This window comes from Streptomyces sp. NPDC028635, assembly GCF_040637635.1.
Classification (GTDB): domain Bacteria; phylum Actinomycetota; class Actinomycetes; order Streptomycetales; family Streptomycetaceae; genus Streptomyces.
On record NZ_JBEZWX010000021.1, the window covers coordinates 52,420 to 79,054 of the forward strand.

Annotated in this window: 23 protein-coding genes; 13 read left to right on the forward strand and 10 right to left on the reverse strand. The window is 70.5% G+C overall.

Features of this window, described 5'->3' with window-relative positions; genetic code table 11:
* Window positions 1-76 precede the first annotated feature (76 nt).
* Window positions 77-283 (reverse strand): hypothetical protein, encoded by a 207-nt coding sequence (locus tag AB0E88_RS22245; protein WP_361632943.1) that lies wholly within the window; start codon window positions 281-283, stop codon window positions 77-79.
* A gap of 247 nt (window positions 284-530) precedes the next feature.
* Complete coding sequence (locus AB0E88_RS22250) at window positions 531-1,022, reverse strand: hemerythrin domain-containing protein (protein WP_361632945.1); 492 nt, start codon at window positions 1,020-1,022, stop codon at window positions 531-533.
* Window positions 1,023-1,378: 356 nt separating this feature from the next.
* Between AB0E88_RS22250 and AB0E88_RS22255 the strand changes: the two genes are divergently transcribed.
* On the forward strand, window positions 1,379-1,807 hold the full coding sequence (locus AB0E88_RS22255; protein ID WP_361632947.1) for a hypothetical protein: 429 nt from the start codon (window positions 1,379-1,381) through the stop codon (window positions 1,805-1,807).
* A 170-nt stretch (window positions 1,808-1,977) separates the two neighbouring features.
* Here AB0E88_RS22255 and AB0E88_RS22260 read toward each other — a convergent pair whose 3' ends face one another.
* Complete coding sequence (locus tag AB0E88_RS22260) at window positions 1,978-2,613, reverse strand: TetR/AcrR family transcriptional regulator C-terminal domain-containing protein (RefSeq protein ID WP_361632949.1); 636 nt, start codon at window positions 2,611-2,613, stop codon at window positions 1,978-1,980.
* A gap of 134 nt (window positions 2,614-2,747) precedes the next feature.
* On the opposite strand from AB0E88_RS22260, the gene AB0E88_RS22265 reads away from it, so the two are divergent.
* Both AB0E88_RS22265 and AB0E88_RS22270 read left to right on the forward strand, forming a co-directional pair.
* Window positions 2,748-4,286 carry an APC family permease gene (locus AB0E88_RS22265; protein WP_361632951.1) on the forward strand — a complete coding sequence of 513 codons (1,539 nt, stop codon included), beginning with the start codon at window positions 2,748-2,750 and terminating at the stop codon, window positions 4,284-4,286.
* Window positions 4,287-4,352: 66 nt separating this feature from the next.
* On the forward strand, window positions 4,353-5,483 hold the full coding sequence (locus tag AB0E88_RS22270; RefSeq protein WP_361632953.1) for an agmatine deiminase family protein: 1,131 nt from the start codon (window positions 4,353-4,355) through the stop codon (window positions 5,481-5,483).
* 207 nt (window positions 5,484-5,690) lie between these two features.
* Here the strand turns inward: AB0E88_RS22270 and AB0E88_RS22275 are convergent, their stop codons facing one another.
* Window positions 5,691-6,953 (reverse strand): MFS transporter, encoded by a 1,263-nt coding sequence (locus tag AB0E88_RS22275; protein ID WP_361632955.1) that lies wholly within the window; start codon window positions 6,951-6,953, stop codon window positions 5,691-5,693.
* Window positions 6,954-7,045: 92 nt separating this feature from the next.
* Here AB0E88_RS22275 and AB0E88_RS22280 point away from each other — a divergent pair, with 92 nt between their 5' ends.
* From AB0E88_RS22280 to AB0E88_RS22295, 4 genes are all read left to right on the forward strand, one after another.
* Window positions 7,046-7,498, forward strand: coding sequence for a helix-turn-helix domain-containing protein (locus tag AB0E88_RS22280; RefSeq protein ID WP_361632957.1), 453 nt, complete (start codon window positions 7,046-7,048; stop codon window positions 7,496-7,498).
* A 217-nt stretch (window positions 7,499-7,715) separates the two neighbouring features.
* Entirely contained in the window at window positions 7,716-9,131 is a 1,416-nt protein-coding gene (locus AB0E88_RS22285) for a family 2B encapsulin nanocompartment shell protein (protein ID WP_361632959.1), read from the forward strand.
* 85 nt (window positions 9,132-9,216) lie between these two features.
* Window positions 9,217-10,557 carry a family 2 encapsulin nanocompartment cargo protein terpene cyclase gene (locus AB0E88_RS22290; protein WP_361632961.1) on the forward strand — a complete coding sequence of 447 codons (1,341 nt, stop codon included), beginning with the start codon at window positions 9,217-9,219 and terminating at the stop codon, window positions 10,555-10,557.
* 15 nt (window positions 10,558-10,572) lie between these two features.
* Entirely contained in the window at window positions 10,573-11,448 is an 876-nt protein-coding gene (locus AB0E88_RS22295; protein WP_361632963.1) for a geranyl diphosphate 2-C-methyltransferase, read from the forward strand.
* 109 nt (window positions 11,449-11,557) lie between these two features.
* Here AB0E88_RS22295 and AB0E88_RS22300 read toward each other — a convergent pair whose 3' ends face one another.
* From AB0E88_RS22300 to AB0E88_RS22315, 4 genes are all read right to left on the reverse strand, one after another.
* Window positions 11,558-12,559 (reverse strand): GNAT family N-acetyltransferase, encoded by a 1,002-nt coding sequence (locus AB0E88_RS22300; RefSeq protein ID WP_361632965.1) that lies wholly within the window; start codon window positions 12,557-12,559, stop codon window positions 11,558-11,560.
* Window positions 12,556-13,773: an MFS transporter gene (locus AB0E88_RS22305; RefSeq protein ID WP_361632967.1), complete on the reverse strand. Its 1,218-nt coding sequence runs from the start codon at window positions 13,771-13,773 to the stop codon at window positions 12,556-12,558. The genes AB0E88_RS22300 and AB0E88_RS22305 overlap by 4 nt, the downstream gene beginning before the upstream one ends.
* Before the next feature lie 122 nt (window positions 13,774-13,895).
* On the reverse strand, window positions 13,896-15,149 hold the full coding sequence (locus AB0E88_RS22310) for an ATP-grasp domain-containing protein (RefSeq protein ID WP_361632969.1): 1,254 nt from the start codon (window positions 15,147-15,149) through the stop codon (window positions 13,896-13,898).
* A 1-nt stretch (window position 15,150) separates the two neighbouring features.
* A complete protein-coding gene (locus tag AB0E88_RS22315) occupies window positions 15,151-16,383 on the reverse strand; it encodes an ATP-grasp domain-containing protein (protein ID WP_361632971.1) in 1,233 nt (410 codons plus the stop codon).
* A gap of 295 nt (window positions 16,384-16,678) precedes the next feature.
* Between AB0E88_RS22315 and AB0E88_RS22320 the strand changes: the two genes are divergently transcribed.
* Window positions 16,679-18,112, forward strand: a complete 1,434-nt coding sequence (locus AB0E88_RS22320; protein WP_361632973.1) for a radical SAM protein — start codon at window positions 16,679-16,681, stop codon at window positions 18,110-18,112.
* On the forward strand, window positions 18,109-19,203 hold the full coding sequence (locus tag AB0E88_RS22325; RefSeq protein WP_361632975.1) for a DUF1152 domain-containing protein: 1,095 nt from the start codon (window positions 18,109-18,111) through the stop codon (window positions 19,201-19,203). The genes AB0E88_RS22320 and AB0E88_RS22325 overlap by 4 nt, the downstream gene beginning before the upstream one ends.
* 534 nt (window positions 19,204-19,737) lie before the next feature.
* On the opposite strand, the gene AB0E88_RS22330 is transcribed toward AB0E88_RS22325, so the two are convergent.
* Window positions 19,738-22,218, reverse strand: a complete 2,481-nt coding sequence (locus tag AB0E88_RS22330) for an NlpC/P60 family protein (protein WP_361632977.1) — start codon at window positions 22,216-22,218, stop codon at window positions 19,738-19,740.
* 399 nt (window positions 22,219-22,617) lie between these two features.
* Here AB0E88_RS22330 and AB0E88_RS22335 point away from each other — a divergent pair, with 399 nt between their 5' ends.
* A complete protein-coding gene (locus AB0E88_RS22335; RefSeq protein WP_361632979.1) occupies window positions 22,618-23,859 on the forward strand; it encodes an Ig-like domain-containing protein in 1,242 nt (413 codons plus the stop codon).
* 196 nt (window positions 23,860-24,055) lie between these two features.
* Here the strand turns inward: AB0E88_RS22335 and AB0E88_RS22340 are convergent, their stop codons facing one another.
* A complete protein-coding gene (locus AB0E88_RS22340; protein WP_361632981.1) occupies window positions 24,056-24,634 on the reverse strand; it encodes a TetR/AcrR family transcriptional regulator in 579 nt (192 codons plus the stop codon).
* A gap of 89 nt (window positions 24,635-24,723) precedes the next feature.
* Between AB0E88_RS22340 and AB0E88_RS22345 the strand changes: the two genes are divergently transcribed.
* From AB0E88_RS22345 to AB0E88_RS22355, 3 genes are all read left to right on the forward strand, one after another.
* Window positions 24,724-25,170, forward strand: a complete 447-nt coding sequence (locus tag AB0E88_RS22345; RefSeq protein WP_361632983.1) for a DUF1772 domain-containing protein — start codon at window positions 24,724-24,726, stop codon at window positions 25,168-25,170.
* Window positions 25,171-25,246: 76 nt separating this feature from the next.
* Window positions 25,247-25,672: a DUF4267 domain-containing protein gene (locus AB0E88_RS22350; protein ID WP_361632985.1), complete on the forward strand. Its 426-nt coding sequence runs from the start codon at window positions 25,247-25,249 to the stop codon at window positions 25,670-25,672.
* Between the two features lie 228 nt (window positions 25,673-25,900).
* Window positions 25,901-26,626, forward strand: coding sequence for a hypothetical protein (locus AB0E88_RS22355; RefSeq protein WP_361632987.1), 726 nt, complete (start codon window positions 25,901-25,903; stop codon window positions 26,624-26,626).
* The last annotated feature ends 9 nt before the right edge of the window (window positions 26,627-26,635 follow it).

Below are 26,635 nucleotides of genomic sequence, written 5' to 3' on the forward strand. Positions count from 1 at the left end.
CGCCGCGACCACCGCGCTCGGGCAGCCCATGTGTGCCGGGTCGGTGTGCTGTTCCCTGAACCGGCGGCTCAGGCGTTCAGTGGGCCCACACCTCTGGCCCACCGCCGCGCCACTCGATGTCGTCGGACCGGATGACGTCGAGGTCGTCGATCCCCTCCATGCCGGCCTCCTGCAAGAACGCGACGACGTCCCGGAGCCGGTACGCGCGTCCGAGGATCGTGCCGTCCGCGCGCACGCGTCGGCCGCCCTGGTTGTCCGGCGGATAGATGATCACCGTGAACATGGAGCCAGCCTCCCGCGGCGCGCCCGAAGGCGCACCATGGGGTGCGCCAGTCGCGCGCTCTGCCGGCACACCGCCGTCGCGGCGCTTCGGCACGTGGTGCAGCACGACGCGTCCGCCGCGCCGGCGCAGCGACGGCGTGTCCGGACCGCCCTCGACCGGGCCCGGTGTCCGGGCGCGGCCCGGGCCGAGGCGTCGGCCGGGCCCGCTGTCCTGGGTGCGGGCCCGGGCCGAGGGCACCGGGACGGGGTCAGGACTTGACGATGCGGCGCACGTTGTCGAGTGAGCCGCAGCCGGCCTTCAGCCGGCGCTCGCGCTCCTCCAGGAACGCCGCCCCCAGTTCCTCACGCCGCTCCATGGCCACGTTCTCACGCGCCCCGTTGAGGATGGTGCGTTCCTCCTCGTCCGCGTGATGGGTGACGGCCTCCACCAGTGCCTCCAGCTTGGAGTCCCACTCGTCGGAGCCGACTTCCTCCACTTCCAGGAGGGCCAGCAGGGCCTCGTTGCCCTCGTCGTGCTCGTGCTCGCCGTGCTCGACCTCTTCGTCGTCGATGTTCTTGTACCTCTTCAGTGCGGGATAGACCTTGGCCTCCTCGGCCAGCGCATGGGCGATCAGCAGGTCGGCGAACTCCTGGAGCGCGGCGGCGCGGTCGGCTTCGACGCTGCGCATCAGCCGGAACAGGTCCTCCATGCGCCGGTGGTCCTGAAGGATGAGCTCGACGACGTCCTGCGCTTGGGACATGGCGGGGCACCTGCTTTCGTTGCGGGCGGTCGGGGTCACTACCGCTTACCCTCACTGTCTGCATTGATGGCTTCCGGACGCCACTCCCCACGACGCCACCCGGTTGCCCCGTCCGGTCGGGCGCAGCACGGCGCCTCCCGTCTCGACCGGGAAGCTCTTCTCGAGGTCCGCGGTGTGTGCGTGACGCTTCCTCACCTCTCCCCGCAGCGCGGGCAGTTCACCTCGAAACCACGGTGGCCTCACGCGGCTCGGTGACTCAGGGTGCTCTCGAAAGATCGCGTAAGGTTCTCCCTGACCAAAAACGAACAACTGTTGCAGTCGCCGCGAGGTGACTGCCCAGGGGGAAGGAACACCACATGAAGGCATCCCGCGTCCGGCGCGGCGCCGGCGTCGCCGCCGCCGTCGCCGCGCTGGCCGTCGCCGGTACGGTCGCCACGGCGCCGACGGCCACGGCCAAGGCCAATCTGCTGGACATCACCAAGGTCTCGCTCGACAAGACCGGGCTGCGGCTCGACATCACGTACTCCTGTGACACCGGTGTGGACCTGCAGATGACCGGTTACGCCTCCAAGGTCACCCAGTCGGCCGCCGGAAAGCGGAACGCGACCGGCACCATCGACGCCTCCAAGGTCACCTGCGACTACGTCAGCCGCACGGTGCGGATGCCGCTTCGCGCGGCCGGCACCGGTTTCGTCAAGGGCGACAAGGTGAAGGTCACCGTCTTCTACTGGGACGAGAACGGTGCCTTCGGCACGCAGGAGGAGACCACCACCGCGGTCCTCTGAGGCAGCGTGCCGTCACCCGGGCCAGGGCTCATCTGACCGCGGGTGCGGAGGCGCAGCCAGTCGTATCGCCCTGAACCGGGGGCGCCGCACGCATGTGCGGCGCCCCCTGCTTGCAGGGCGGCGACGGCACCGGCCCCCGGCCCTGTGGGGCGGGGCGACCGCCCGGTCGTTCAGCGGGGCGGCAGTTCGTGGGACAGGCCGGTCAGGAGCAGGGCGAGGCCCCGTTCGAAGCCGCGGTCGTCCAGGGCCGCCGGATCCGGGTCCACCCGGGTCGCGGCCTCGAGGGAGTCGGCGAGCGCCGGATACGCGGGCCGGTACTCCCCGGGCGGGCGGGTGAAGCCGGCCGTGTAGGTCTCCAGGGCCGAGCCCAGCACCAGGAAGTCGATGGCCGCACCGACCTCGAGGGCCTGCGCCGGCTCACAGCCGGCCCGGACCAGGGTGCCCAGCAAGGTGTCGTACTCGCGCAGCGCGTCGGTGCCGCGCACCCCGCGCCGGGCGACGAGCGAGATCGCGTTGGGGTGCCGCAGGAAGACGCGGCGGTATCCGCGCGCATAGGCGGTGATGCCCTCCTGCCAGGGCCGGTCCCGCAGCGGGCTGACGTCGATCTCGGCGTCGAGCAGTTCCCCGACGGCGTCCAGGATGTCGTCCTTGGAGCGGACGTGGTGGTAGAGCGAGGCGCCGCGCACGCCCAGCCGGTCGGCGAGGGCGCGCATGGTGAGCGCCTCGTAACCGTGGTCGTCGATGAAGTCCAGCGCGGCGCGCGCGATGGCGGTCCGGTTCAGTACCGCCTGATGTGGCCGGCCCACGACCCGCCCCCTCACGATCTCGGCAACCCCGCAAGGTTACTCACCCGGAAGGTCTTCCCAAACGCCGGTCACGCCTCTACGTTCGCCGCCTAACAAAGTTAGTTTTAGCTCGTGCGACAAGGCGAGGTACGCCCATGCCCCATCCCCTGCCCCCCGACGACAGCGACGCCGTCCGCCTGGAAGCGCTCGGCTACCGGCAAGAACTCCGCCGTAGCCTGAACATCCTGGGCAACATCTCCATGGGGTTCGCGGTGGTGTCCCCGGTCGTCGCCCTCTATGCCGTCTCGATGATCGCGACGATGATCGCCGGGCCCGCCTGGGTCTGGGCGCTCCCGGTCGTCCTCGCCGGACAATGCCTGGTCGTCAACGTCTACTCCGAACTCACCTCCCAGTGGCCGCTGGCCGGCGGGCCCTATCAGTGGGGCCGGCGGCTCATCGGCCCACGGTTCGGCTGGCTGGGCGGCTGGGTGTGGCAGTTCGCCGTGATGTTCGGCAACACCACCGTCGCCTACCTGGCCGCGCCGTGGGTCTTCGCCCTCTTCGGCGCCGTACCGTCTCCGGGCGCCCTGGTCGCGGTCGCGATGGCGATCGTGCTGGCCTGTTCCCTGGTCAACGCCTACGGCATCGGCATGCTGCGCTGGTTCGTGTCGGCCGGCATCGCGGGGGAGGCGATCGCCTCGGTCCTGGTCGGCCTGTGTCTGCTGCTGTTCTTCCGCAAGCACTCGTTCTCGATGTTCACCAGCACCTTCGGCGCCGAGCAGTTGTCGGGCGGCTCGCTGCCCATGGCGTTCATGGCGGTCGTCGCCGTGGCCGGGTGGGCGTTCATCGGTTTCGACGCCTGCGTGTCGACCGCCGAGGAGACCAAGGACGCGGCCCGGCAGGTGCCCCGGGCGATGTGGTGGGCGCTGCTGTCGGTGGGCGCGGTGGTCATGCTCAACGCCGTGGCCGTGGCGATCTCCTACCCGAATCCGACGGCGGCCGTGGCGGGCAAGGACATCGACCCGGTGACCACGGCCGTGGTCACCTCCTTCGGCTCCTGGTCGGACAAGCCGTTCGTGGCGATCGTGCTGGTCAGCTTCCTGGCCTGCGCGATGGCTTCGCAGGGCGGCGCCGCCCGGGGACTGTACTCGCTGGCCCGGGACGGCGTGTTCCCCTTCTCCGCCCAGGTCCGCAAGGTCAACCGGCGGGCCGCGCCGATCGGGGGCCTGGTCGCCTCCACACTGGTCTCCGCCTCCGCGCTGCTGCTCGGTCTGAACGCCACCGCCATCGGATCGCTGATCTCCTTCGGTACGGCGGCCACGTTCGTGCCGTTCTTCCTGGTGTCCGCCGCCGCGCTCGTCGCCCGGCTGCGCGGGACCTGGGTCCCGGCCGGTGCGATCCGGCTGGGCCGCTGGGGGACCGCGCTCAACGTCCTCGCCGCGCTCTGGGCCGGCTTCGAAGTGGTGAACGTGTGCTGGCCGCGCGCCCTGCTCGCACCGCCCGGGGCGCCCTGGTACCAGATCTGGGCCGCGCCGCTCGGCGTCGCCGTGGTGCTCGGCACCGGCGTGCTCTATCTCCTCGTCCGCCGGCCACACCACCGGATCGCCCGCGCCGACGCAACGTCCGCCGAGCCGGCCGCGACCGAGCCGCCCGCGTCACCGTCGTCCCCGTCTCCCTCCGCGCCGGCGTCGTAACCCCGGACGCGAACGCCCGCGCGCCACAGTCGCCACCCCCCTCAATCCCACCGGAAAGGTCTCCTCATGAACATTCCTGCCATGTCCCGGCGTCGCTTCCTGAACAGATCCGCCGCCCTGGCCGCCGCGGCGGGGGCCGGCCTCGCCGTCGGAGCGGGCCAGGCCGGAGCGGCCACCTACAACGGCACGACGTACACCGTCCCCGGCGAATGGGCGCCGCACGCCGGGTGTCTCATGGCCTTCCCCTGGGACGCCGCCGACAACTGGGGGGACAAGCTCCCTGCGGTCCAGGACGAGGTCGCTGCCGTGGCCCGCGCCGTGGCCCGGTTCGAGCCGGTGACCATGGTGGCCAACACGGGAACGGGCGACTTCGTACGCTCCAAGGTCGGCCCCGGTATCACCGTCATCGAGTACCCGATCAACGACTGCTGGCCCCGGGACAACGGCCCGATCTTCGGCGTCGATTCCACCGGCGCGCACCTGCTGGGCCTCGACTTCGCCTTCAACGGGTGGGGCAACAAGTTCCCGCACGACAAGGACGACCTGCTCCCGGTCGGGGTCTGCGACCACCTCGGCGTGCCCCGGCTCCCGGTCGGCCTGGTCTTCGAGGGCGGTGCCCTGCTCCAGGACGGCGAGGGCACGATCATCGGCACCGAGGAGTGCCTGCTCAACCCCAACCGCAACCCCAACCTGACCAAGGCGCAGATCGAGGCCGCGTTGCTGGACGCCTACGGCGCCCGCAAGATGATCTGGCTGCCGTACGGCATGTACGGCGACACCATCACCGACGGCCACGTCGACCTGGTCGCGGCTTACGCCGGCCCGGCCTCCCTGCTGATCAACCTGCCGTCGGACACCAACGACGCCAACTACCCGCGTCTGCTGCGCAACAAGCGGATCCTCCAATCGGCCACCGATGCCCGCGGGCGCCGGTTCCAGCTGACGGAGATGCCGTTCCTGCCGAAGTTCACCGTGGGCACCGACCGGGTGATCACCTTCAGCTACACGAACTACTACCCGACGGCCACCGGGGTCGTGGTGCCCACCGCCAACGTCCCGTCCTCCGACACTCCAGCGCTGGCGGTGATCCAGTCGCTGTTCCCGGCCAAGACGGTGGTGGGCGTCCCCGCGACCACACTGGCCTGGGGCGGCGGCGGAGTCCACTGCATCACACAGCAGATCCCCGCCACCCACTGACCACCGCCCCCACGTCCGGGGCCGGGCACCGGACACGGACCACGTGACAGCGGCCGCCGCCGCGCACCCGACCGTGGAACACCGGCGAACGGGGCGGCCACCGGCGGCCGGGCGAGTTTCGCCCGGCCGCCCCTGCGCGCCGTCCCGCCGGCCGTGGTGCCCCGGCGGGGGAGCGGTCTTGACCACGTCAGCAGACCCCCTCTCGCCTCACCGAGCACACCGTCGTCTGACGGCACGTCCGGCAGGCCCATCGGCATCGCGGGCAACCACCCACAGCGCGAGCCCGAGGCAGCTGAACGCGGCACCCAACAGGCATACGGCGCCCCAACCGGCCAGCGTGTACACGGAGGTTGCGGCGATGGCGCCGGTGGCGCTGCCGAGGGAGTAGAAGACCATGTATCCGCCGATCAGCCGGCTTCCCGCGTCCGGATCCAGCGCGTGGATCAGTGTCTGGTTGGTGACATGGACCGCTTGAACGGCGAGGTCGAGAAGGACGACCCCGGCGGCCAGGGCCCAGAGTGAGCTGCGCAGGAAGGCCAAGGGCAGCCATGAGGCGGCGAGCAGAGCCAAGGCGATGCCGGTGGTCCTCCGGGAGAGTCCGCGGTCGTTCAGGCGGCCCGCCACGGTCGCGGCCAGGGCCCCGGCCACACCGATCAGCCCGAACGCCCCGATCGCACTGTGGGACAGGAAGTAGGGGGCCTCGCTGAGCGGCAGTGCGACGCTGCTCCACAGGGTGCTGAAAGCGGCGAAGATCAGCAGCCCGAACAGGGCCCGTATCCGCAGCAGCCGTTCTCGCGCGAACAGGCTGATCATGGAACCCAGGAGTTGTCCGTAGCGCAGGCCGGCCGGCTCGGCGGTGCTGCGTGGCAGCACTCGGTGCAGGACCAGGGCGAGCAGGGCGGTGAGCGACGCCGAGGCGAGGTAGACCCGGCGCCAGCCCGCGAGATCGGCCAGGAGGCCGGAGGCGGTGCGCGCGAACAGGATGCCGACGACCACGCCGCTGGTCACCAGACCGACGACCCGGCCGCGCTCGCGAGGGGACGCCAGGGAGGCGGCGAAGGCCACCAGCGTCTGTGTGACGACCGCGAGAAGCCCCACCGCGGCCATGCTCGTGAGCAGGGTGGCTGCCGTGTGGGCGGCCGCCACCGCAGCCAGTGCCACCGCCAGGAGCAGCAACTGGGCCACGACGAGCCGTCTGCGGTCGGCCACGTCGCCCAACGGGACGAGGAAGAGGAGTCCCAGCCCGTATCCGACCTGGGTGAGGGTGACCACGCCGCCGACGAGCGAGGGGCTCATGGCGAGGTCGCGGCCCATGGTCACCAGGAGCGGCTGGGACAGGTAGACGTTGGCCACGGCTGCCCCGCAGGCGACGGCGAACAGTATGACGACGCCGCGGGACAGGACGGATGCGGAACCCTCCCCGCCCCGGCCCGCGGTCCGTCGTGTCACGGCCTCTTGGTTGCCGGGCATCAGCACCCCTCCGCAGATGGTTTCAACTTGCTACCACCGCAGACCGTAGCCACCTTGGTAGCATGTTGCAACCGTCGTGAGGGAGGTAAGCCATGGTCAGCCGGACGCGCTTCGACGACAGCGACTGTCCCGTCGCCCGGTCGGTGGACGCGATCGGGGACTGGTGGTCCCTGCTGATCGTGCGGGACGCCTTCGACGGCAGCCGGCGCTTCGGGGAGTTCCAGCGCAGCCTCGGCGTGGCGAAGAACATCCTCACCGCGCGCCTGCGCGCCCTGGTCGCCGGCGGTGTCCTCGAATCCGTCCCCGCCTCGGACGGCAGCGCCTACCGCGAGTACGTACTGACCCCCAAGGGCAAGGCGCTCTTCCCCGTCATCGTCGCCCTGCGGCAGTGGGGCGAACAGAACTTCTTCACCCCCGGCGAACCCCACTCGGAGTTGGTGGACCGGCGGCAGGGGCAACCCCTGCGCCCCCTGGAGGTGCTGTCCGCGGACGGCCGGCGGCTGAACCCCGACGACACCACCGTCCACAAGGTTTCCGGCCGGTGATGGCGCGATCACGCACAACGGGCTGTTAAACCGCCTGCAACGGATTGTCACTGTTTCGAGGTAAGCATCTCGTCTCCCTGGTGGATGCGGCCAGTTCAGGGGCTACCTTCTGGATGGGTTCCCAAGATCCTCCCGTTCGCCGCCCATTCCTCCCTGTCTCCCGGTCGACGCACGCGTGTGCGCCGGACGCCCCGTCGTGCAAGGAGAAAGCCCCCCGATGTCCGTCGACAGCATCCCGGAAGCCCGGACCACCGCCGACGCGCCGCAGCAGTCCCTGAGCACCGCCGCCGCCCGCAACCTCGCCACCACCACCAAGTCCGCTCCGCAGATGCAGGAGATCACCTCCCGCTGGTTGCTGCGGATGCTGCCCTGGGTCGAGACCGAGGGCGGTGCCTACCGGGTCAACCGGAGGTTGCGCCACACCCTCGGCGACGGGCGCATCGAGTTCGTCCAGGAGGGCGCCACGGTCCGGGTGATCCCCCGGGAACTCGGTGAACTGGCCCTGCTGCGCGGCTTCGAGGACACGGACGTCCTCACGGCCCTCGCCGACCGCTGCACACAGCGCGACTTCGCGGCCGGCGACGTCCTCGCCGAGCGCGGCACCCCCGCGGACCGGCTGCACCTGATCGCCCACGGCCGGGTCAGCCAGACCTCCGCAGGCCCGTACGGCGAAGAGGCCGCCGTCGCGGTGCTCGCGGACGGCGACCACTTCGGTGCGAACGCCCTGACGGACGCCGACGCCCGCCATGACTGCACGGTCACCGCCGAGACCTCCGGCACCCTCCTGACCCTCTCTCGCGCCGATTTCGCCGCCGTCCGGGCCTCCGCGCCCCACCTCCAGGCCCACGTCGACGAGTTCGACTCCCGCAGGCGGCAGCGGCAGAACAAACACGGTGAGGCCGAGATCGCGGTGTCGGCCGGTCACGTGGGCGAGGCCGAACTGCCGGGCACCTTCGTCGACTACGAACTGCGGCCGCGCGAGTACGAGCTCTCCGTCGCCCAGACCGTCCTGAGAATCCACACCCGGGTCGCCGACCTCTACAACGGTCCGATGAACCAGACCGAGGAGCAACTCCGGCTCACCGTCGAGGCCCTGCGGGAACGCCAGGAACACGAGCTCATCAACAACCGTGAGTTCGGGCTGCTGCACAACGCCGACTACAATCAGCGCATCCAGCCCCGCTCCGGCCTGCCGACCCCGGACGACATGGACGACCTGCTCTGCCGCAGGCGCGGCACCAAACTGTTCCTCGCCCACCCCAGGACCATCGCCGCCATCGGACGCGGCTTCAATGCCTACGGTCTCTATCCCGACCATGTCGACCTCGGCGGGCAGTCCGTCCCGGCCTGGCGCGGGGTCCCCATCCTGCCCTGCAACAAGATCCCCATCAGCAGGGAGCAGACCAGTTCCATCCTCGCGATGCGCACCGGCGAGAAGAGCCAGGGTGTCATCGGCCTGCGGCAGACGGGACTGGTGGACGAGTACGAACCCGGGCTCTCCGTGCGGTTCATGGGCATCAACGAACAGGCGATCATCTCCTACCTCGTCAGCACCTACTACTCCGCCGCGGTGCTCCTGCCCGACGCTCTCGGCGTGATGGAGAACGTGCAGATCGCCCCCAGGCCCCGCTGAACCCCTGACCGGCCGGCAGGTCCCCGCATGACACGCCGCCCCACCGCGCAACCGAGCCCCCACCCACCGCAGCAAGGAGCCGCCGATGCCCGACTCCGGGCCCCTCGGATCAGCACGCCCCGAGCAACGGCCGACGCCGCCGACAGCCGTGCCGGACGCGCCCGCGCCGGTCGTCCCGCACCCGTCGGCCACGCCCACCGCCTCCGACTTCCTGGCAGCACTGCACCCACCGGTCACGATCACCACGCCGTCACCGCCGCCGCCACCGGTAACGCCGCCGGCCGCCTCCGCCGTGCGCGAGACGCCGGACACGACAGCCGCCGGCCCCGCCCTCCAAGCGCTGCTGCGCGGACCGACGGGACTGGGCACGACCTCGCTCGCCCTGGCCGACCGGTACCAGCCCCCGCTCCCGGACCCGGCGCCCCCGTCATCGGCTCCGGCCGCCGAGGGGCGAGCCGTTCCCGGCCTGTACCACCACCCCGTCGCGGAGCCCGACCCCGTGCGCGTCGAGGAGGTGAGCCGCCGGATCAAGCGCTGGGCCGAGGACGAGGTCCAGCTCTATCCCGAGGAGTGGGAGGGGCAGTTCGACGGCTTCTCGGTGGGCCGCTACATGGTCGCCTGCCATCCCGACGCCCCGACGGTCGACCATCTGATGCTCGCCACGCGCCTGATGGTCGCGGAGAACGCGGTGGACGACTGTTACTGCGAGGACCACGGCGGGTCACCCGTCGGTCTCGGCGGGCGGCTCCTCCTCGCGCACACCGCGCTCGACCACTTCCACACCACCGGGGAGTACGCGCCCGCGTGGCAGGAATCCCTCACCTCGGACGCCCCGCGCCGGGCGTACCGCAGCGCGATGGACTACTTCGTCCGCGCGGCCACGCCCTCGCAGGCCGACCGTTACCGGCACGACATGGCCCGGCTGCACATGGGGTATCTCGCGGAGGCCGCCTGGGCGCAGACCGGCTACGTTCCGCAGGTGTGGGAGTACCTGGCGATGCGCCAGTTCAACAACTTCCGCCCCTGCCCGACGATCACCGACACCGTCGGCGGCTACGAACTGCCCGCCGACCTGCATGCCCGGCCGGACATGCAACGGGTCATCGCCCTCGCCGGCAACGCGACCACCATCGTCAACGACCTGTACTCGTACACCAAGGAACTCGCCGGCCCGGGCCGCCACCTGAACCTGCCGGTGGTGATCGCGGAACGCGAGCGGCTCTCCGAGCGCGACGCCTATCTGAAGGCCGTCGAGGTCCACAACGAACTCCAGCACGCCTTCGAGGCCGCCGCGGCCGACCTCGCGCAGGCCTGCCCCGTCCCGGCCGTGCTGCGCTTCCTCAAGGGCGTGGCCGCCTGGGTCGACGGCAACCACGACTGGCACCGCACCAACACCTACCGCTACAGCCTGCCCGACTTCTGGTAAGGAACGGACATCTCTGTGACCACTGAAACGACCCCCACCGCCACCGCGAAGATCCCGGCTCCGGCGACGCCGTATCAGGGGGACATCGCCCGCTACTGGAACAACGAGGCGCGGCCGGTCAACCTCCGCCTCGGTGACGTGGACGGGCTCTATCACCACCATTACGGCATCGGCGCCGTGGACCACGCCGCGCTCGGGGACCCGGCACACAGCGAATACGAGAAGAAGCTCATCGCGGAGCTGCACCGGCTGGAGTCGGCACAGGCCGAGTTCCTCATGGACCACCTCGGCCCCGTCGGTCCCGACGACACCCTCGTCGACGCCGGCTGCGGACGGGGCGGATCCATGGTCATGGCCCACCGCCGCTTCGGCTGCAAGGTCGAGGGCGTCACGCTGTCCGCCACCCAGGCCGACTTCGGCAACCGGCGCGCGCGGGAACTGCACATCGAGGACCACGTCCGCTCCCGTGTGTGCAACATGCTCGACACGCCCTTCGACAAGGGCAGCATCACGGCCTCGTGGAACAACGAGTCGACGATGTACGTCGACCTGCACGACCTGTTCGCCGAGCACTCCCGCTTCCTGAAGGTGGGCGGCCGGTATGTGACGATCACCGGCTGCTGGAACCCGCGCTACGGCCAGCCGTCGAAGTGGGTCTCCCAGATCAACGCCCACTTCGAGTGCAACATCCACTCCCGCCGCGAGTACCTGCGCGCCATGGCCGACAACCGGCTCGTGCCGCAGACCATCGTCGACCTCACCCCGGACACCCTGCCCTACTGGGAGCTGCGGGCAACGTCGTCCCTGGTCACCGGGATCGAGAAGGCGTTCATCGAGTCCTACCGGGACGGCTCCTTCCAGTACGTCCTGATCGCGGCCGACCGCGTGTGAACCCGGCCTCGCGGGGCCGCGTCCTCACCAGCGGCCCCCGCGAGACGCCAGGGCGGGCGAAGGCAGGGCGGGCGCGTGTGCGGGTCGTGAACCGGCACAGTCCGCCCGCTCATGCCCCCTCGATCGCCCACAGTGGTGAAGCGACCGCTCCCCGGAGCGTCTTGGCGCGGAGGGACTCCATTCCGAGATGGAGGGCGCCCCCGCCGTGGGCGTAGGCGTCCTCGGCGGGGAGGTAGTAGACGAGGTTGAAGTACTCGTGGGCGCCTCGCAGTCGTGCGTAGTCGTAACCCGTCGCGCGCAGCCAGTTGGTGCCGGCGTGGCGGTAGAAGAGGCTGAAGCCGACCATGCGCCCTTGCGCGTACGCGGCACGGACCACTCCGCTGTCGGCCATGCCGTCGGCCTGTGCGCGCAGCAGCCGGGCCATGTCGTCGGGTGCGGCGGGGTGGCCGTGGCGCGCCTGCAACTGGGCGAGCAGTGCGCCGGCGGCGTCGGCGCACTCGGAGAGCCGCAGGGTGCGCAGCTCGTATCCGGCTTCGGCGAATGCACGGCGTTCGCGGCGGATGGTGACGCGCCGCTTGGACGGCAGGCCGGCGAGGTAGTCGTCGAAGGTGCGGCCGGGCAGGGTGAGGTGAGCGTCCTGGCCGAGCCGCGTGGGCGTGGTGCCGCACGCCTCGGCCAGTTCGGCGGCTGCCGCGTCGGTGACGTACAGCCACCAGGGCTGTGCGTCATGGGCCGAGGCGAGCGTTCCCGCCGCCGCGACGAGCAGTGTCAGTGCCTCGCGCCGCCTGCCGGGGGTGAGGCCGGGGTGCAGGAGGGGGGCGTTGACATAGCCGCGGCGTGCTCCCGCCAGCACGGTCCTGACCGGCGTGCGGCCGGGGATCAGCTCGTGCACGCGGTAGAGGGCGTTGGGTTCACTGTCGACCAGGTACAGCGGTGCGGCGGCGACCAAGCGGTCCTGGTCGTGGACCAGTGCGTAGCGCACCGCGGCGGTGGGATCGTGTTGCTGGGCCGCGAGCCACCGGTGGGAGAGATAGAAACCCGCCTGCGCGGCCAGGGCGTCCCACCGGTCGGCGGGAACCTCTGTGATGTCGTGTACGTGAGTGAGGATCACGGCTGGGGTTCCTCCCGGTCGGGTGGGGCAAGGGCGCGGGCCGCGGGGACGGCGAGCACGCTGAGCGAGGCGAGGAGCAGCCAGGGAAGGGCGGGCTGCCGGCTCAGGAGCGCGGTGAGGACGACGGGCGCCGCGGCGCCGCCGATGGACCAGGACAGCTGGAAAGCGGCTTGGTGACGCCCGTTGGCCTCGGCGGGGGCCAGGGCCACGGAGAGTTCGTTGAGCGCGGGAGAGCTGAGGATCTCCGACAGGGTGAACAGCAGCATCGCCGCCATGAGAACAGCGGCCACGGCCCACCCGGGCGCGCCCTCGAAGGTGAGGGGCGCGGCGAAGAGGGCGAAGGAGGCGGAGGCGACGAGGAAACCCACCGCGATCGCACGCTGCGGGCGGTGACGGGCCGAGCGGCCGGTGACGGCGGGGGTGAGGACGGCGACGGCGGCGGTGTTGACGACCAGGAGGGTGCCGGGAATCCACGTGCCGGCGTGCAGGGTGTCGGTGACGTACACGGCGAGCAGGACCGGCGGCACCATCTGCGCGAGGACGAAGGCCAGGTTGGCGCCGACGAGCAGGAGGTAGCGGCCGTCCCGCAGGAGGGCTCCCCAGCTTCCCCGCCGGACCTGCCGGCCACGATCCTCCCGCCGACCGGGGACGTCGGCCCCTCGCTTGGGCTTCCAGGTGAGGAACAGCAGCGCCGCGCACACGAACGTGCCGCCGTTCGCGGCGATGAGCACGTACAGGCTGTCCGGACCGAACACGGCCAGGGCGACTGCGGAAACGGCGGCGCCGGCACCGATGCCGAGATTGCGCAGCGACGAGACGAACCCGAACCACAGGCGTTCCTCGCCGGGCACACAGGCCAGGGGAACCAGGTTGCGGGCGGCCGTCCAGTACAGGTTGATGCCGGACTGGACGACGAGGTAGGCGAGGCTGATCTGCCACGCGGACCCGACCACGAGGAACACCGCGAACCCGGCGGCGGAGACGAGGTTGGCGAGCGCGACGACCGCTTTCGCCCCGAAGCGGTCCAGCAGCAGCCCGCCGAGGGCGGGAGTGGGCAGGGCGAGGAGGTTGCCCACGGTGAGTGCCGCTCCGACTTCCGCGAGGGAGAGAGGGGTGGCGTGGGTGAGGTAGACGACGGTGAAGGCGTACATGAGGCCGGTGCCGAGGCTGTCGACCGCGTGCGCGGCCACGAAGCGGCCCGCTCCGGTGAGCACGGGCAGTCCTGCCCGGGCCCGCAGCCCGCGGGGGCCTCCGCCGCCGGCCGGGGTGCCGTGCGGTCGGGAGCGCCGTCGGCCGTCGCGGCGACCTCGTGCCGATCGCCTGCCGGTGGGGACGCTCACCGGGCCGCGGGGGTCAGGAGACGGCGGATCTTGTCGAGCATGGGCGCCGCGATGAAACCGGTCCGCTCGCACAGCTCACCGAGGTTCTTCACCGCGCGCTGCTCGTCGCCGGGGTCCACGGTGAAGGTGAGGATGCCACCGTGGTCGTGTCCGTCGATGACGAGGTCGTGGCAGGTGACGAGGTCGACGCAGGCGCGGAGTTCGGCGAGCAGCGTGGGGGTGGGGTTGGCCGTGAGGCACTCGATCGCGAATCGCGCGGCCGGAGCGTCGGTGCGGGCCGGCCACGTGCCGCGCAGGATGTCGAGGAGGGCGACGAAGGTGTTGAGTCCGCTGCCGGCGATGGACAGCGTGGTGGCGCCGCCGATCCTGGGGTTGATCTCCAGGACGTGGTAGACGCCGTCGGCGTGGATCATGTCGACGTTGACGGACCCTTCGACGCCGAGTGCCGTGCACAGGTCCACCAGGCGCCGCGCGGTGGGCCGGAAGTCGTCGTTCCGGGACGGTTCGACGTACCGCAGATCGTCGAAGGTGAAGGCGGGAGGGCCCCCCGCGGTGCCGGTCCAGATGAGCGGCATGACGGTGTAGTGGCCCGCGGCACCGACGATGTCGACCGAACAGAGCCGTCCGCCGACGCACTTCTCCAGGACCGCGTTCGCTGTGGGCCGGGCGGCCAGGTAGGCGTCGAGAGCGGTGGGATCGGGGAGGAACTCGATGCCCATGCTGGTGGAGTCCCACAGCGGTTTCGCCATGAGGGGATAGCCGAGGCCCTCCGCGGCGAGGCGGACGGCGTCCGGATACGCCGGAACGGGCAGCGCCCGGTCGTTGAGCAGGTCACTGTCCACCAGGACGCCGGGCGGGGTGGTGAGGCCGTGCGCGTGCAGGACCCGCTTGGTCTCCCACTTGTCGCACAGGACTCGCGTGGCGGCGAGGGGGGTCATGACGGTCCGGATGCCGACGGCTTCCAGCTTGGTCTTCACCACGGCGTCACGCAGGGCGTTCTCGTCGGGCAGGGAGATCGCCACGGCGGCGTCGGCGCCCCAGGCACGCACCCGCTCGACGAAGTCGTCCGGGGTCGCGGCGGGGTTGAGCCGCTCGCTCGTACCAGGGAACCGACCGGGGCCGCAGTCCTGGCGGTTGGTGTGGAAGAGGCGAGCCTCGGCGCCGAGCTGCGCCAGGACCGGCGCGATGCCGTGGATGTAGGGGTCGGCCCGCCGGATGTCGGCGGACCGGAGGAAGGCGATGCGCTGCATGTCAGCTCACTTCTACGCGGGTGTGGGCGAGTACGCGAGCGGCGTCGGCGTTGACCTGGCCGGGGGTGGGGGCCGTGAACACCAGGTGACCGATGCGGGCCGAGTTGTCGTGGGCGCTGCCGACGGCGGCACCGGGCGGTGTGGTGAGGTGCCGGTCGACCAGGCCGTCGTGCCGGCCGAGGATGGTCACCCCGCGGAAGGTGCCCGCGCGCGGCGGGGTGAGGAACCGGATCGCGCACGCCCCCTCGCGAGGCGCGGGTACGTCCGGTTTCTCGTCGAGGACGGCCTGCAGATAGGCCCGGGCCTCGTCGATGCCGGAGGCCCGGCGTACGACGTCCACCAGGTGGTCACCGGGCAGGCGGGCGCCCACCTCGATGACGACGGGACCCGCCTCGGGGGAGATCTTGACCTCGGTGTGGGCGACGCCGTTGCGGATGCCGAGTGCTTTCAGGGCCCGTTCGGCGGCTGCCCGCACCGCCGCGAGGTCGGCGGGCCGTACGGCGGCGGGGCAGGTGTGTCCGGTCTCGGCGCGGTAGGAGCCACCGGTGGTGTGTTTCTCGACCAGAGGCAGGTGGAAGTACTCCTCGCGCCACACCACGGTGTCGAGACTGAACTCCGGTCCGCCGACGTACTCCTGGACGACGACACGCTGATCCATGGGCAGGCCGTGCGGGGCGGCGACCGGCCAGGACTGGGCATGCCGTACGGCGGCGTCGAGCTGTCCGGGGCTCCCGACGACGCTGACACCCCAGGAACCGCCCTGCTCGGCGGGTTTGACGACGACGGGGAATCCGATGCCGGCCCGTGCGAGGGCACGTTGCGCCTGTTCCGCCGTGTCCGCGACGACCGTCCTCGGCGCCGGCACCCGGCCCGCGGCGAACGCCTGCGCCATCTCGGCCTTGTTCCGGCACGCCTGGGCGCGCCCGGGGTCGTTGCCGGGCAGGTCCAGACGCCGGGCCAGACGGGCGACGAGCGGGGTGAAGAACTCCCAGCAGCCGGCCACCGCGTCGATCCCCGTCGCCTCGGCGAACGCGGCCAGGTCCGCCAGCGCCCGGTCCGGGTCGGTGAGGTCGGTGAACACCGTGCCGTCGATCCGTTCACGCAGAGCGGCGGGGTAACTCCCGTAGACGTCCTCGTGAGTGGCGACGAGGACGTGCGCGCCGAGTGAACGGGCGGCGTCCAGCACATAGGGGCCGGAGTTTGCGAGCGCTTCGATCAGCAGGATCCTCTTCACGCCGCGCAGTAGACACGCCGCCGCCGGGCCGGTGCCATGAACGTAACAACCAGAGCAGAACGGCGATTTCACGACAACCGTCGTAGGAAGCTCCAGTAGGTCGCCCGCGGCCCTGATCGTAAAGAACCGCCTTCGCGGACGGGACTCTTCCGCAGAAGTTCGGACCATCGCACAGCGAAGAGCGCTTTCAGTGTCCCGGGGTTTCGTCGGTACCGGACCTGGGTCCCCGCAGCGATACGCGGATTGACTCTCGGACGACCCACCCGTCATACCTGCACGAGAGGGGCAACTCCGCGTGACCGGCTACGCCGCACAGATCACCGACTACATCCGCCAAGGCGTCATCCCGCCGTACAACTACTCCTACCCCTCACGCTCCACCTACCGGCCCCTGAACGGTTCCTGGAGCGTCGAGGACGCCTGGCAGCAGGACCTGACCCTGTATCAGGTACCCGAGCTGAACCTGTACCTGCACGTGCCGTTCTGTCGGTACAAGTGCGGCTTCTGCAACCTGTACACGATCATCAGCGAGGACGCGGACGTTTACACGGCGTACATGAACGCCCTGTGCACGCAGCTGCGCGAACACGCCGACATCATCCGGGCCCGCCGGCTGCGCACCGTCTACATCGGCGGCGGAACCCCGAGTCTGCTGTCGCTGCGCCACTTCGAGCAGTTGTTCGGCACGCTGGACGAGGTGTACCCCAACTGGCGCTCGACCGTGGAGGAAGTGGCCATCGAGGCCACCCCGGACTCGATCGTCAACGAGCCCGGCACCCTCGAAGGCCTGCTGCAACTCGGCCTGACCCGTGCCAACATCGGCATCCAGTCACTGGTGCCGAAGGAGATCCGTGAGGCCGGGCGCGGCCAGGCGGGCGAGCAGGTCATCCGCAAGGCCATCGAGATCGCCCACGACAAGGGCCTGCCGGACCTGTCCACCGACCTCATCATGGGTTTCGCCGGCCAGACCGACGACACCTGGCGGACCTCCGTCGACGAACTCGCGAAACTCGACCCGTCCACGATCAGCACGTATTTCCTCACCGTGCGACCCGACGCCTGGTTCTCCAAGACCGGCGCCTACCGGTACGCGCAGTCGCCGAACCTGTACGAGCGCTACGACTACGCCCGCCAGGTCTTCACCGACCATGGCTACGTCCAGGAAGGTTCCGTCCGCTACAAGAAGCTCGGCCGCGGCGGCTACAAGCAGAAGGTGCTCACCTTCCATGGTGTGCCGCTGCTCGGACTCGGTGTCGGCGCCCGCTCCTACACCGGAGTCCTCGACTACATGGTGGGCTCCGTCAAACCGTCCATGTCCGAAGTCGCCGACTACATCACCAAGGCCCACGCGCGCACGCTGCAGCCCGTCACCGGCTTCGTCCTCGACGACGAGGAGATCATCCGCAAGCGCCTCGTCCTGGACACCTTCGACCTGGACCTCCGCGAACTGGACCGCTTCGGCTACCAGGACAAGGCCCACCTCTTCGAGCCGATCCTGGACGCAGCCGAGGAGACCGGCCTTCTGCGCCGCCTCGGCCGGCGGGTCCAGCTCACTCCCGAAGGCTTCAAGTACCGCGACATCCTGTCCTGGATGTTCTTCTCCGACACCGTCGTCCAGCTGGACCGCGAGTACTACGAGGGTCTGCACGAACAGAACGAGCGAGCCCGGAAGCACATGGGCACCCCGATCGGCATCTCGGGCATCCGCACCGCGCAGGCCGCTTCGTGACCGACCTGCTCATCGCGGCCGGCGGTGGCGGTGACCCGGTCGGCACCGCCCTCGTCCACGCCGGCCTGGGCGGAGGCCCCGACGCCGTCGTCCTCACCTACGGCTGGGAGCGCCTCACCGTGGACCCGGTCCCCGGCCCCGCAGCCCCGCAGGACTTCACCGGCCTCGACCACGACACCCTCCCGGTGCCGCTCGTCACCACCGCGACCGAACCCGTCGCACCACGCGGATCCACCCTGCCGCGACTGGCGGGCCACCTGCCGACCGGGCTCGCGCTGCTCGACCCCTACGCCGGTGTCGCCGGCCTCGCCGATCAGATCGGGCGAACCGCCCGCGCACTCGACGTCGACCACATCCGCGTCGTCGACGTGGGCGGCGACATCCTCGCCCACGGAGACGAACCCACCCTCGCCAGCCCCCTGCTCGACGCGCTCGCGCTCGCGGCCTGTCACCTGGCGGGCACCCGCACCACCGTCCACGTCGCCGGCCCCGGCCTCGACGGGGAGATACCGGAAGCGACCCTGCTGACCCGCCTCACCGGCAACGGCACCGCGCTGAACTCCGGCATCCCCGGGTGGGCCGCGGACGTTCTCCGCTGGAACCCGTCCGAGGCCAGTGCCCTGGTCACCGCGGCCGCCGCCGGTCTGCGCGGCCCGTGCCTGACACGGCAGGACGCCGGCCCGATCCCGCTCACCGACCGCAGCGGCCGCGTCTGGGACCTGCCACTCGAACACGCCCTCGGCCACAACCGCGTCGCCCAGGGCCTGCTGGACACCCGGCCCGACACCCTGGCCGACGCGGAAACCGTCAGCCTGAAGCTCTGCGGATTCAGCGAGTACGAACGCGAGCGCGGCCGTGCCACCCGCCTCACCGGCGCACGCGACGTCATCGACGACGAGACCTTCCTGGGCGAACTGGACGCCTGGCTCGACCTCCAGCGCGCCGGCCACCCCGGCGCCCGGTACGCGAGCGTCCGCTGCGCCGTCGAGTCTCTCGGCTACGGCTGGCGCCTGACCGAACACGCCCGCGACCTGCTGAACCGGCATCGTCCCGGCCTCGACGCCTTCCCCCTGCTGTCGCTGGCGAACTGACCGACCCGGGCAGGCAGGCACGGGGGCGGCGCCCGACAACGGGCGCCGCCCCCGCACAGGGCCTCGCGCCACAACCGGCCATGCAGACGCGGTGCCGGCTCACCCCTCACCGGCTGGGCCGAAGCAGCCCGCCCGGAGTCCAAGGGCGGCTGCCAACTGCTGTGCGCAGTGCCTCAGTTGCCGTGACTACCGGAAGAACCTGTACACATACACAGAGCCGCTCGACGAGGTTCCTCTTTTGATCATCACGGCTCGCCTCGCCCCCTCCGCCGCCGTGACGCCACATGATCGATGTTTCCAGAAGGGCGTTGAGGCCATCCGCAGTGACCACGCCGAACCAGTGGTGGAGGCGTCCGCTGCCATCCGAGTCGTCGCCGCCCCCACGTAAAAACCGTAGCCCCGGAGTCCATGGCCTGCATCCGCAAATCGAACAAAAGCCCCACTTCCTCGTTGCCTGCTCAACGTCTTGGGGCCGGGTCAGCCGAGGCCGACCCGGCCGTTCGCTGTGTCGCTGTCGGCTGTCGGTGCTGTCCGTCAGCAGGTGGGCAGGGAGGGGTCCCAGTCGGGTCCGACCAGATAGATGTTGCTGATCCAGCCCTGCTGGTCACCCAGCAGACTCCACGCGTCGTTGGTGTAGCCGTCCGCCGTCACCGACTCCGCGTGCTTCTGACAGACGACCGCCACCGTGGTCGGGCCCGCAAGCGTGGTCACGACAGGGGAACCGGCGGCGGCGCTCTGGTGGACGCGGACGTTGGTGCCCCAGGTGCTGCGGGTGGCGTCGTGCGTCTCGCCGCCCGTGGAGGGAACGCTCGCGCACGCCGGCACGCCCGCCAGCCAGGCCTCGCCCTTGACGTAGATGTTGGAGATCCAGGCGTTTCGGTCGGCGAGATGGCTCCAGGCGTCGTTGGTGATGCCCTCGGCGGTCACCGACTCCCCGTGCACCTGGCAGTCGATCTTGACGGCGGTCGGACCGGGGAGCAGGTCGGCGCGCTCGCTGCCGCTGGACGGAGCCGTATGCAGAAAGACGTCGGTGCCCCATGTCATATGGTCACCGCCGACAGCCGCGTCGCTTCCGCCACCACAGGTCGGGACGTCCGTGAGCCAGGCGTCGCCCTTCAGGAAGATGTTGGACACCCAGCCGTTGTAGTTCGGCAGGTAACTCCAGGCGTCGTTGGTGTAGCCCGCCGCGGTGACCGACTCCGCGTGCTTCTGGCAGGAGATGCCGACGTCGGTCGGTGTGGCCAGGGTCGTGACGAGGCGCGCCGAGACGGACGGTATAGAACGGATGTTGACGTTCGTTCCCCAGGTCGAGTGGCTGCCACCGGCCGATGACGAGCCGTCGCACGCCGGAATGCCCGCCAGCCAGGCCTGGCCCTTGACGTAGATGTTGGAGACCCAGCCGCCCAGGTCGGGCAGATGCGACCAGGCGTCATTGGTGTAGCCCTCGGCGGTCACCGACGAGGCATGCTTCTGGCAGTCGATACGGACCGGAGTCGGTCCGGCCAGAGTGGTGACGACCTGGGAGGAGACGGAAGGGGAGGTGTGGATGCGGACGTCGGTGCCCCAGGTGGAGTTGGCCCCGCCGACACCTCCGCCACCTCCGCTGCCGTATCCGGAGGGACGCACCGCCCCCATGTAGTCCGAGTGCGCGGAGATGGGGGAGACGCGGATCTTCTCGTCGGACTGCGGAGCCTCCGCGATCATCCCCTTGCCGAGGTACAGCGCGGTGTGGTGGATATGCGCCGAGGTACCGAAGTAGACGATGTCCCCGGCCCGCAGCACTCCCGTCCCCTGCGCCGCGCCGAAGCGGACCGTCCAGGGCGCACGGTAGGCGGAGTCGGCCGTGCGGTCACCGATGATGTCGTAGTGCGCCGCCCGGTAGTAGACGTAGCGGACGAAGCCGGAGCAGTCGAAACCCTTGCGGTAGGGGTCGTTGGCGCTGCGCACCGGATCGGAGCGGTCGACCGTGCCGTAGGTGGCCTGGGGCGGCGACACGCTGTGCCCGCCGCCCCAGGTGTACCAGGTGCCGGCGGCGATGACCTCGCACGCGGCGGTGACGGCGGCCACGCCCATGGGGTCGGCGTCGGTGTGCGGCGCACAGGCGGTGCCCGGGTTGGGATCGCCTCCGGTGGAGTCGAGCGCGGCGGCGACAGCCCTGGCGGTGACACGGTTGGCGGTCGCGCCGCGGTCACCGGCTCCGTACTGGGTGTGCGCGGGCAGGCTGTACGCGAACTGCCCGGCGAGGTCATCGGTGCTGGGCGCGCCCGGACGGTTGCACACATGGTCGTCGGTGCGGCACACGTCGAAGTACCGGCCGTCGGACAGGAACCCGGCGAACACTCCGGGCACGGCGATACGGCCGAGCAGGCCGCCGTCGCCGGCCGCCGCCGATCCGGTGCTGAAGTCCGGGTTGACGGTGAGCATCGCTCCGGACTGGGCCATGCCGATCTGGCCGTTGTCACGGCTGGGATCGGCGACGGTCACGACCGCGCCGATCGTGTCGGCGTGCGCCTGTACGGACGGCACCTGGAGCGCGGACTTCACGACATGGGCGCCCATCGAGTAACCGAGCAGGATGAGGTGCGGATGGTTGGGGCAGCCGGCGTAGAAGTTGACCTCGCTCGCGAGCCGGTCACGTCCGATGCCGAGCCCGGTCCAGTAGTCCGGCAGCCAGGGGGTGAGGAACGCGGCGGGATACTTCAGATTGCGGACCGCGATGGTGGAGTCCTGAACGCCCTTGCCGTGCAGGGCGTTGAGCAGGCCGGTGATGAACCAGCTGTTGACTCCGCTGGATCCCCATTGCATGCCGGGGCCTGTGTGGGTGGTGTCCTCCTCGGTGCCGTAGGCGGAGATCACCACCCAACTGGGGCCGCAGACGGGGTTTCCCGGATCCGGGTCGGGCCAGGCCGCCTGTGCGCGGGGCGCGGAACCGAGGGTGAGTGATCCGAGGACGGCCATCAAGGTCGAGAGCACCAGCAGCCATCTGGGCCACCGGGCCGGGCGCGTTGATTTCACGTGGGCCTTCTCGTTGCGTGAGGGGTGGAATGCCAAGGACATGACATCCCCTGCACGGCTCGATGTCGAGACACCGGGACGATTGCGCAACTCTCGTGTGTGGGGCCCGAGTTGCATGGAACACCGTGTACGCAGTTCGCCGGGTCCTGCCCGTACGGGGGAGGGCGTCGGTGCCGGTGACTTCGCCGCCCGGAACGCGCCCGGCGCCAGAGGGTGAGAGCCGGTGACCGGGTCTCGTCCGGGTGCGGGCGCAGCCCTGGCCGCCGGTCGTACATCGGGTGGCCTTCGCCACAAAGTGCCCCATTAAGTCGGACGAATGCGTATAAGTGAGGGAAGGGGTGGTTGTGCTTCCGAGGCAACCAGTCCGAAAGCTCGTGGCACCAACGGCAGGGAAAGCGTTTGATTACCGCACGTAAACGACGGACCAGGCTGACGGCTGCGGCCGGCGTCATCGGCGGCGTGGTCGCGGTTGCCGCCCTCAGCGGCACCAGCAATGCCGCCACCGGCGGCGATGGCCCCGGCAGCCCCGCGAAGCCGCACTCGAAGGTGAAGCAGATGGCCGCCCAGGAGCCCTCCGGCGCCCGGATCAAGATCACTCCCGGGCAGGGCGCCCACGACGTCGCGCTCAGCAGCCCCGTCAAGGTCACCGTCGGTAACGGAAAGCTCACCCAGGTGACCATGACCGCCGTCGCGACCGGAGACGAGATCCCGGGCAGGCTGTCCGCGGACGGCACGTCCTGGCAGCCGGACGGCCGGCTGGAGCGGGCCACCACGTATCAGATCGCCGCAGAGGCCGAGGATGCGCAGGGCCGCTCCGCCACCGAGAACGCGACGATCACCACGGTCTCCCCGGCCAACGACTTCATCGGCCACCTCTCCCCGCAGGACGGCTCGACCGTCGGCGTGGGTATGCCGGTGACGATCAACTTCGACGCGGCGATCAGGGACAAGGCCGCCATGGAGTCGAAGATCCAGATCGACTCCAGCAGCGGCCAGCGGGCCGTCGGCCACTGGCTCAACGACAGCCGCCTGGACTTCCGCCCCGAGAACTACTGGAAGCCCGGCTCCACCGTCACCGTCAAGCTCGACCTGCACGGCGCCCGGAAGACGGTCACGTTCAAGATCGGCCGGAGCCAGATCAGCACGGTCGACGCCAGGACGAAGCTGATGACCGTCGTACGGGACGGCAGGACGATCAGGACCGTTCCGATCTCGTCCGGCAGCAACGAGCACCCGACGTACAACGGTCAGATGGTCATCTCCGAGAAGTTCCGGCACATCCGTATGGATGGCGCGAGCGTCAACCTCACGGAGAAGGACGGCAAGCCCGCGTACAACATCGCGGCCGTACCGCACGCCATGCGCCTGACCGACTCGGGCACGTTCATCCACGGCAACTTCTGGGGCGCCGACTCGGTCTTCGGCAAGGTCAACACCAGCCACGGTTGTGTGGGCCTGAAGGACGTCAGGGGCGGCGGCGACGCCGAGCAGCCCGCCGCCTGGTTCTTCGACCACTCGATGATCGGTGACGTCGTGATCGTCAAGAACTCCCAGGACAAGACGATGCCGGCCCCGGACAACGGCCTCAGCGACTGGAACATGCCGTGGAGCGAGTGGGTCGCGGGCAGCGCGACCCACTGAGGCCAGGGCGCAGGGCTCCCGCGGCGTCGCCGGCCTCGGCCGCCGACCGGTGATCGCGCGGATGCTGCCCCGATGTCGGTGGTGGGCCGGGCCGGCTCCGGCGGGTGGAGCATGACGTCCTGACCCGAAGCGTTCCGGTGGGCGGGCGGCGGGGAGGTCCGAGGGGGACCGGCCGCGTGCCCGCCGGGAAGCCGTGTCAGAGCACAGCGAGCCGGTCCACCAGCAGTTCCACCCTCCGCTCGGTGTCCTCCGGCGGCAGCCGTCCCGCCCGGGTCAGGGTCGCGAGACCGTGCAGGGACGCCCAGAACAGCTCGGTGAACAGCCCCGGGTCGACGCCGTCCCCGGCGACCTCGCCCAGGCTCTCCATCAGCGCGGCGAAGGCGTCCTTCAGTGGTTCCGGGGTGTCCTCCTGCGCGTACGCCAAGCCGCCGTCGAGCTGGAACAGGGCGTCGTAGACCGCCGGGTTGCGCTCGGCGAAGTCGAGGTAGGCGCGGGCGAGGGCGGCGACCCGCTCACGTGGGCCGTGCGCGGCGGACGCCGCGGCCCGCACCGCCACCGCCAGCTCGGCGGCGCCCTCGAGGGCGACGGCGCCGATGATCTCGCGCTTGCCGCGGAAGTGGCTGTAGAGGACGGGCTGGCTGTATTCGATGCGCTCGGCGAGGCGGCGCGTGGTGACCGCGTCCCAGCCCTGCTGCTCGGCGAGTTCGCGGGCCGTCGCCACGATGAGGCGCTCGCGGCTGGCCCGTTCGCGCTGCTTGCGTTCCTGTACCGACATGAGCGGATTCTAGCATTGCTAGACAATCGAGCGACAGCAGTGCTAGCGTCGCTTCATCGCCTAGCAATGCTAGATGTCAGGGGGACATCATGCTCAACGCACTCGAACTCGTCACCACTGTGAGCGTCGGCGTGATGGTGGGGGTGGAGTTCTCCGTCGCCTTCGTCATCAATCCGATCCTTGACGCTCTTCCCGAGGACAGCGGGCAGCTCGGCCGCGCCCACGGGGGTCGGATGCTCGGCGCCGTGATGCCGGTCTGGTACATCAGCTCGCTCGTACTCGTCGCCGTCTGGGCCGTCCTGGGACGGCACCACCACGGCATCGGCCTCGTCGTCACCGCCGGTGCGCTGCTCGTCCTCAGCGTGATCATGTCGCTCCTGCTGCTCGTCCCGATCAACAACCGGGGCAAGACGTGGACCCCCGAGAACCGGCCCGCGGACTGGAAGGAGCAGATGAACCGCTGGGACCGCTTCCACTACGTCCGCGTCGCCGTCATCATCGGCGCCTTCGCCCTGCTGGTAGCCGCCCTCGTCTGACACCGACGGCGCCTCGACCGTCAGCAAGCTCCACGAAGCTCACGCAAGCCGTCGAAGACTCGTAGGGAGAAGAACAGTGTCGCTGAAGAAGATCAACACCGTCCTGGCCGCCGCCTTCATCCTCTTCATCCTCTGGTTCGGGTCGGAGTTCATCCTGACCCCGGAGACGACGGCGCCGGGCTTCGGCCTGCCGAGCTGGCCCGCCGGCGACGGCGGCGGCTTCCTGATCGTCAAGGGAATCCGCGACGTCGTGCTGGCCCTGGTCCTGGGCGTCCTGCTGGTGACGGGCCAGCGCCGGGCGCTGGGCTGGGTGCTGCTGGTGGAAGCCCTCGCGGCGTACGGCGACATGGCCACCGTACTGGCCCACCACGGCTCCGTGGCCACTGCGCTCGGCGTCCACGCCCTGACCGCGACCCTGATGGTGGTCACCGGCCTGCTGTTCCTGCGCGAGACGCGCACGGCCGCGACCACTCCGGCAACGCCCGCAGCTCAGCCCGCCTGACGCCACGGGGCGCGTGCGGCGTTCACCTGGCGGCGCCCGCCGGGAGGACGCCGGCACGCGCTTGTCGACCGCTGCCCTCGTGGCCGCTCGACGGGCACGGCGCCCCCGGCTCTTGTGCAGGACGCAGAAGAGGAGTCAACTCCTCCACCTGCATGGAGAGTTGCTCGGTCTGCGATCTAGGTACAGGTACTCATGTACGCCCCGACGGCATGCCGCACACTCCACCCCATGCGCACCTTCACCCTGCCCCGATCCGCAGCCGCCCTGGCCATGGCCTGCCTCGCTCTCACCGCCTGTGGTGCCCCCGGATCCGCTGACAGCGCCCCGGCCGGAAGCGCCGTATCGGCCGGCCCCACCGACGATGACGCCGAGTTGAGGTTCATGGAACTGAACTCGCGCATCGCCCAGCAGTGCGCTCCCGACGCCCCCAGCACCGCCACCCCGGGCAGCAGCGATGTACCCCGCCCAGAAGGCGTCCCGGGGCGCGGTACCCCGAGTCCCCGGTACCCGGCGGGTGCCACCCCGCCCGGCACACCCGATGCCGAAGGCGACATCCCCGTCGACACAGGCGACAAGGCCCGGCCCACCCCCGACTCCACCCAGGCCATACGAGTGCAGGAGGTGCCCTTGAGCCCCCTGGAGACCTGCACCGGCCAGGCCCACGCCAAGCGGATCACCGACGCGTTCAAAGATGCCGGCCCGCACGAGTACGCCCAACTCGGCGACAAGCTCACGACGTTGGGGTACCCGGCCGCACGCATCCACCGCATGCCCGACCGGTCCGGCAGCCTCCGCGCTCGCCTCGATCTGCGCTCCTTGGGCAGCCAACTCGCCCTGGACATCACCGCCACCCAGGCCATGGCCGTGGTCGAAGCGTTCGGCGCACCCGAGAGTGAGGACATCGACCTGACTCAGGTCCAGCGCAAGCCTGCGCTGGACACCCCCACCGGCTGACCGCATCCC

Bases quoted from the DNA above. Each gene is read 5' to 3' on its own strand.
- AB0E88_RS22270 (WP_361632953.1), top strand. From the start codon at position 4,353: ATGAACATTCCTGCCATGTCCCGGCGTCGCTTCCTGAACAGATCCGCC.
- AB0E88_RS22255 (WP_361632947.1), top strand. From the start codon at position 1,379: ATGAAGGCATCCCGCGTCCGGCGCGGCGCCGGCGTCGCCGCCGCCGTC.
- AB0E88_RS22340 (WP_361632981.1), bottom strand. From the start codon at position 24,634: ATGTCGGTACAGGAACGCAAGCAGCGCGAACGGGCCAGCCGCGAGCGC.
- AB0E88_RS22355 (WP_361632987.1), top strand. From the start codon at position 25,901: ATGCGCACCTTCACCCTGCCCCGATCCGCAGCCGCCCTGGCCATGGCC.
- AB0E88_RS22280 (WP_361632957.1), top strand. From the start codon at position 7,046: ATGGTCAGCCGGACGCGCTTCGACGACAGCGACTGTCCCGTCGCCCGG.
- AB0E88_RS22275 (WP_361632955.1), bottom strand. From the start codon at position 6,953: ATGCCCGGCAACCAAGAGGCCGTGACACGACGGACCGCGGGCCGGGGC.
- AB0E88_RS22250 (WP_361632945.1), bottom strand. From the start codon at position 1,022: ATGTCCCAAGCGCAGGACGTCGTCGAGCTCATCCTTCAGGACCACCGG.
- AB0E88_RS22245 (WP_361632943.1), bottom strand. From the start codon at position 283: ATGTTCACGGTGATCATCTATCCGCCGGACAACCAGGGCGGCCGACGC.
- AB0E88_RS22285 (WP_361632959.1), top strand. From the start codon at position 7,716: ATGTCCGTCGACAGCATCCCGGAAGCCCGGACCACCGCCGACGCGCCG.
- AB0E88_RS22290 (WP_361632961.1), top strand. From the start codon at position 9,217: ATGCCCGACTCCGGGCCCCTCGGATCAGCACGCCCCGAGCAACGGCCG.
- AB0E88_RS22310 (WP_361632969.1), bottom strand. From the start codon at position 15,149: ATGCAGCGCATCGCCTTCCTCCGGTCCGCCGACATCCGGCGGGCCGAC.
- AB0E88_RS22345 (WP_361632983.1), top strand. From the start codon at position 24,724: ATGCTCAACGCACTCGAACTCGTCACCACTGTGAGCGTCGGCGTGATG.
- AB0E88_RS22265 (WP_361632951.1), top strand. From the start codon at position 2,748: ATGCCCCATCCCCTGCCCCCCGACGACAGCGACGCCGTCCGCCTGGAA.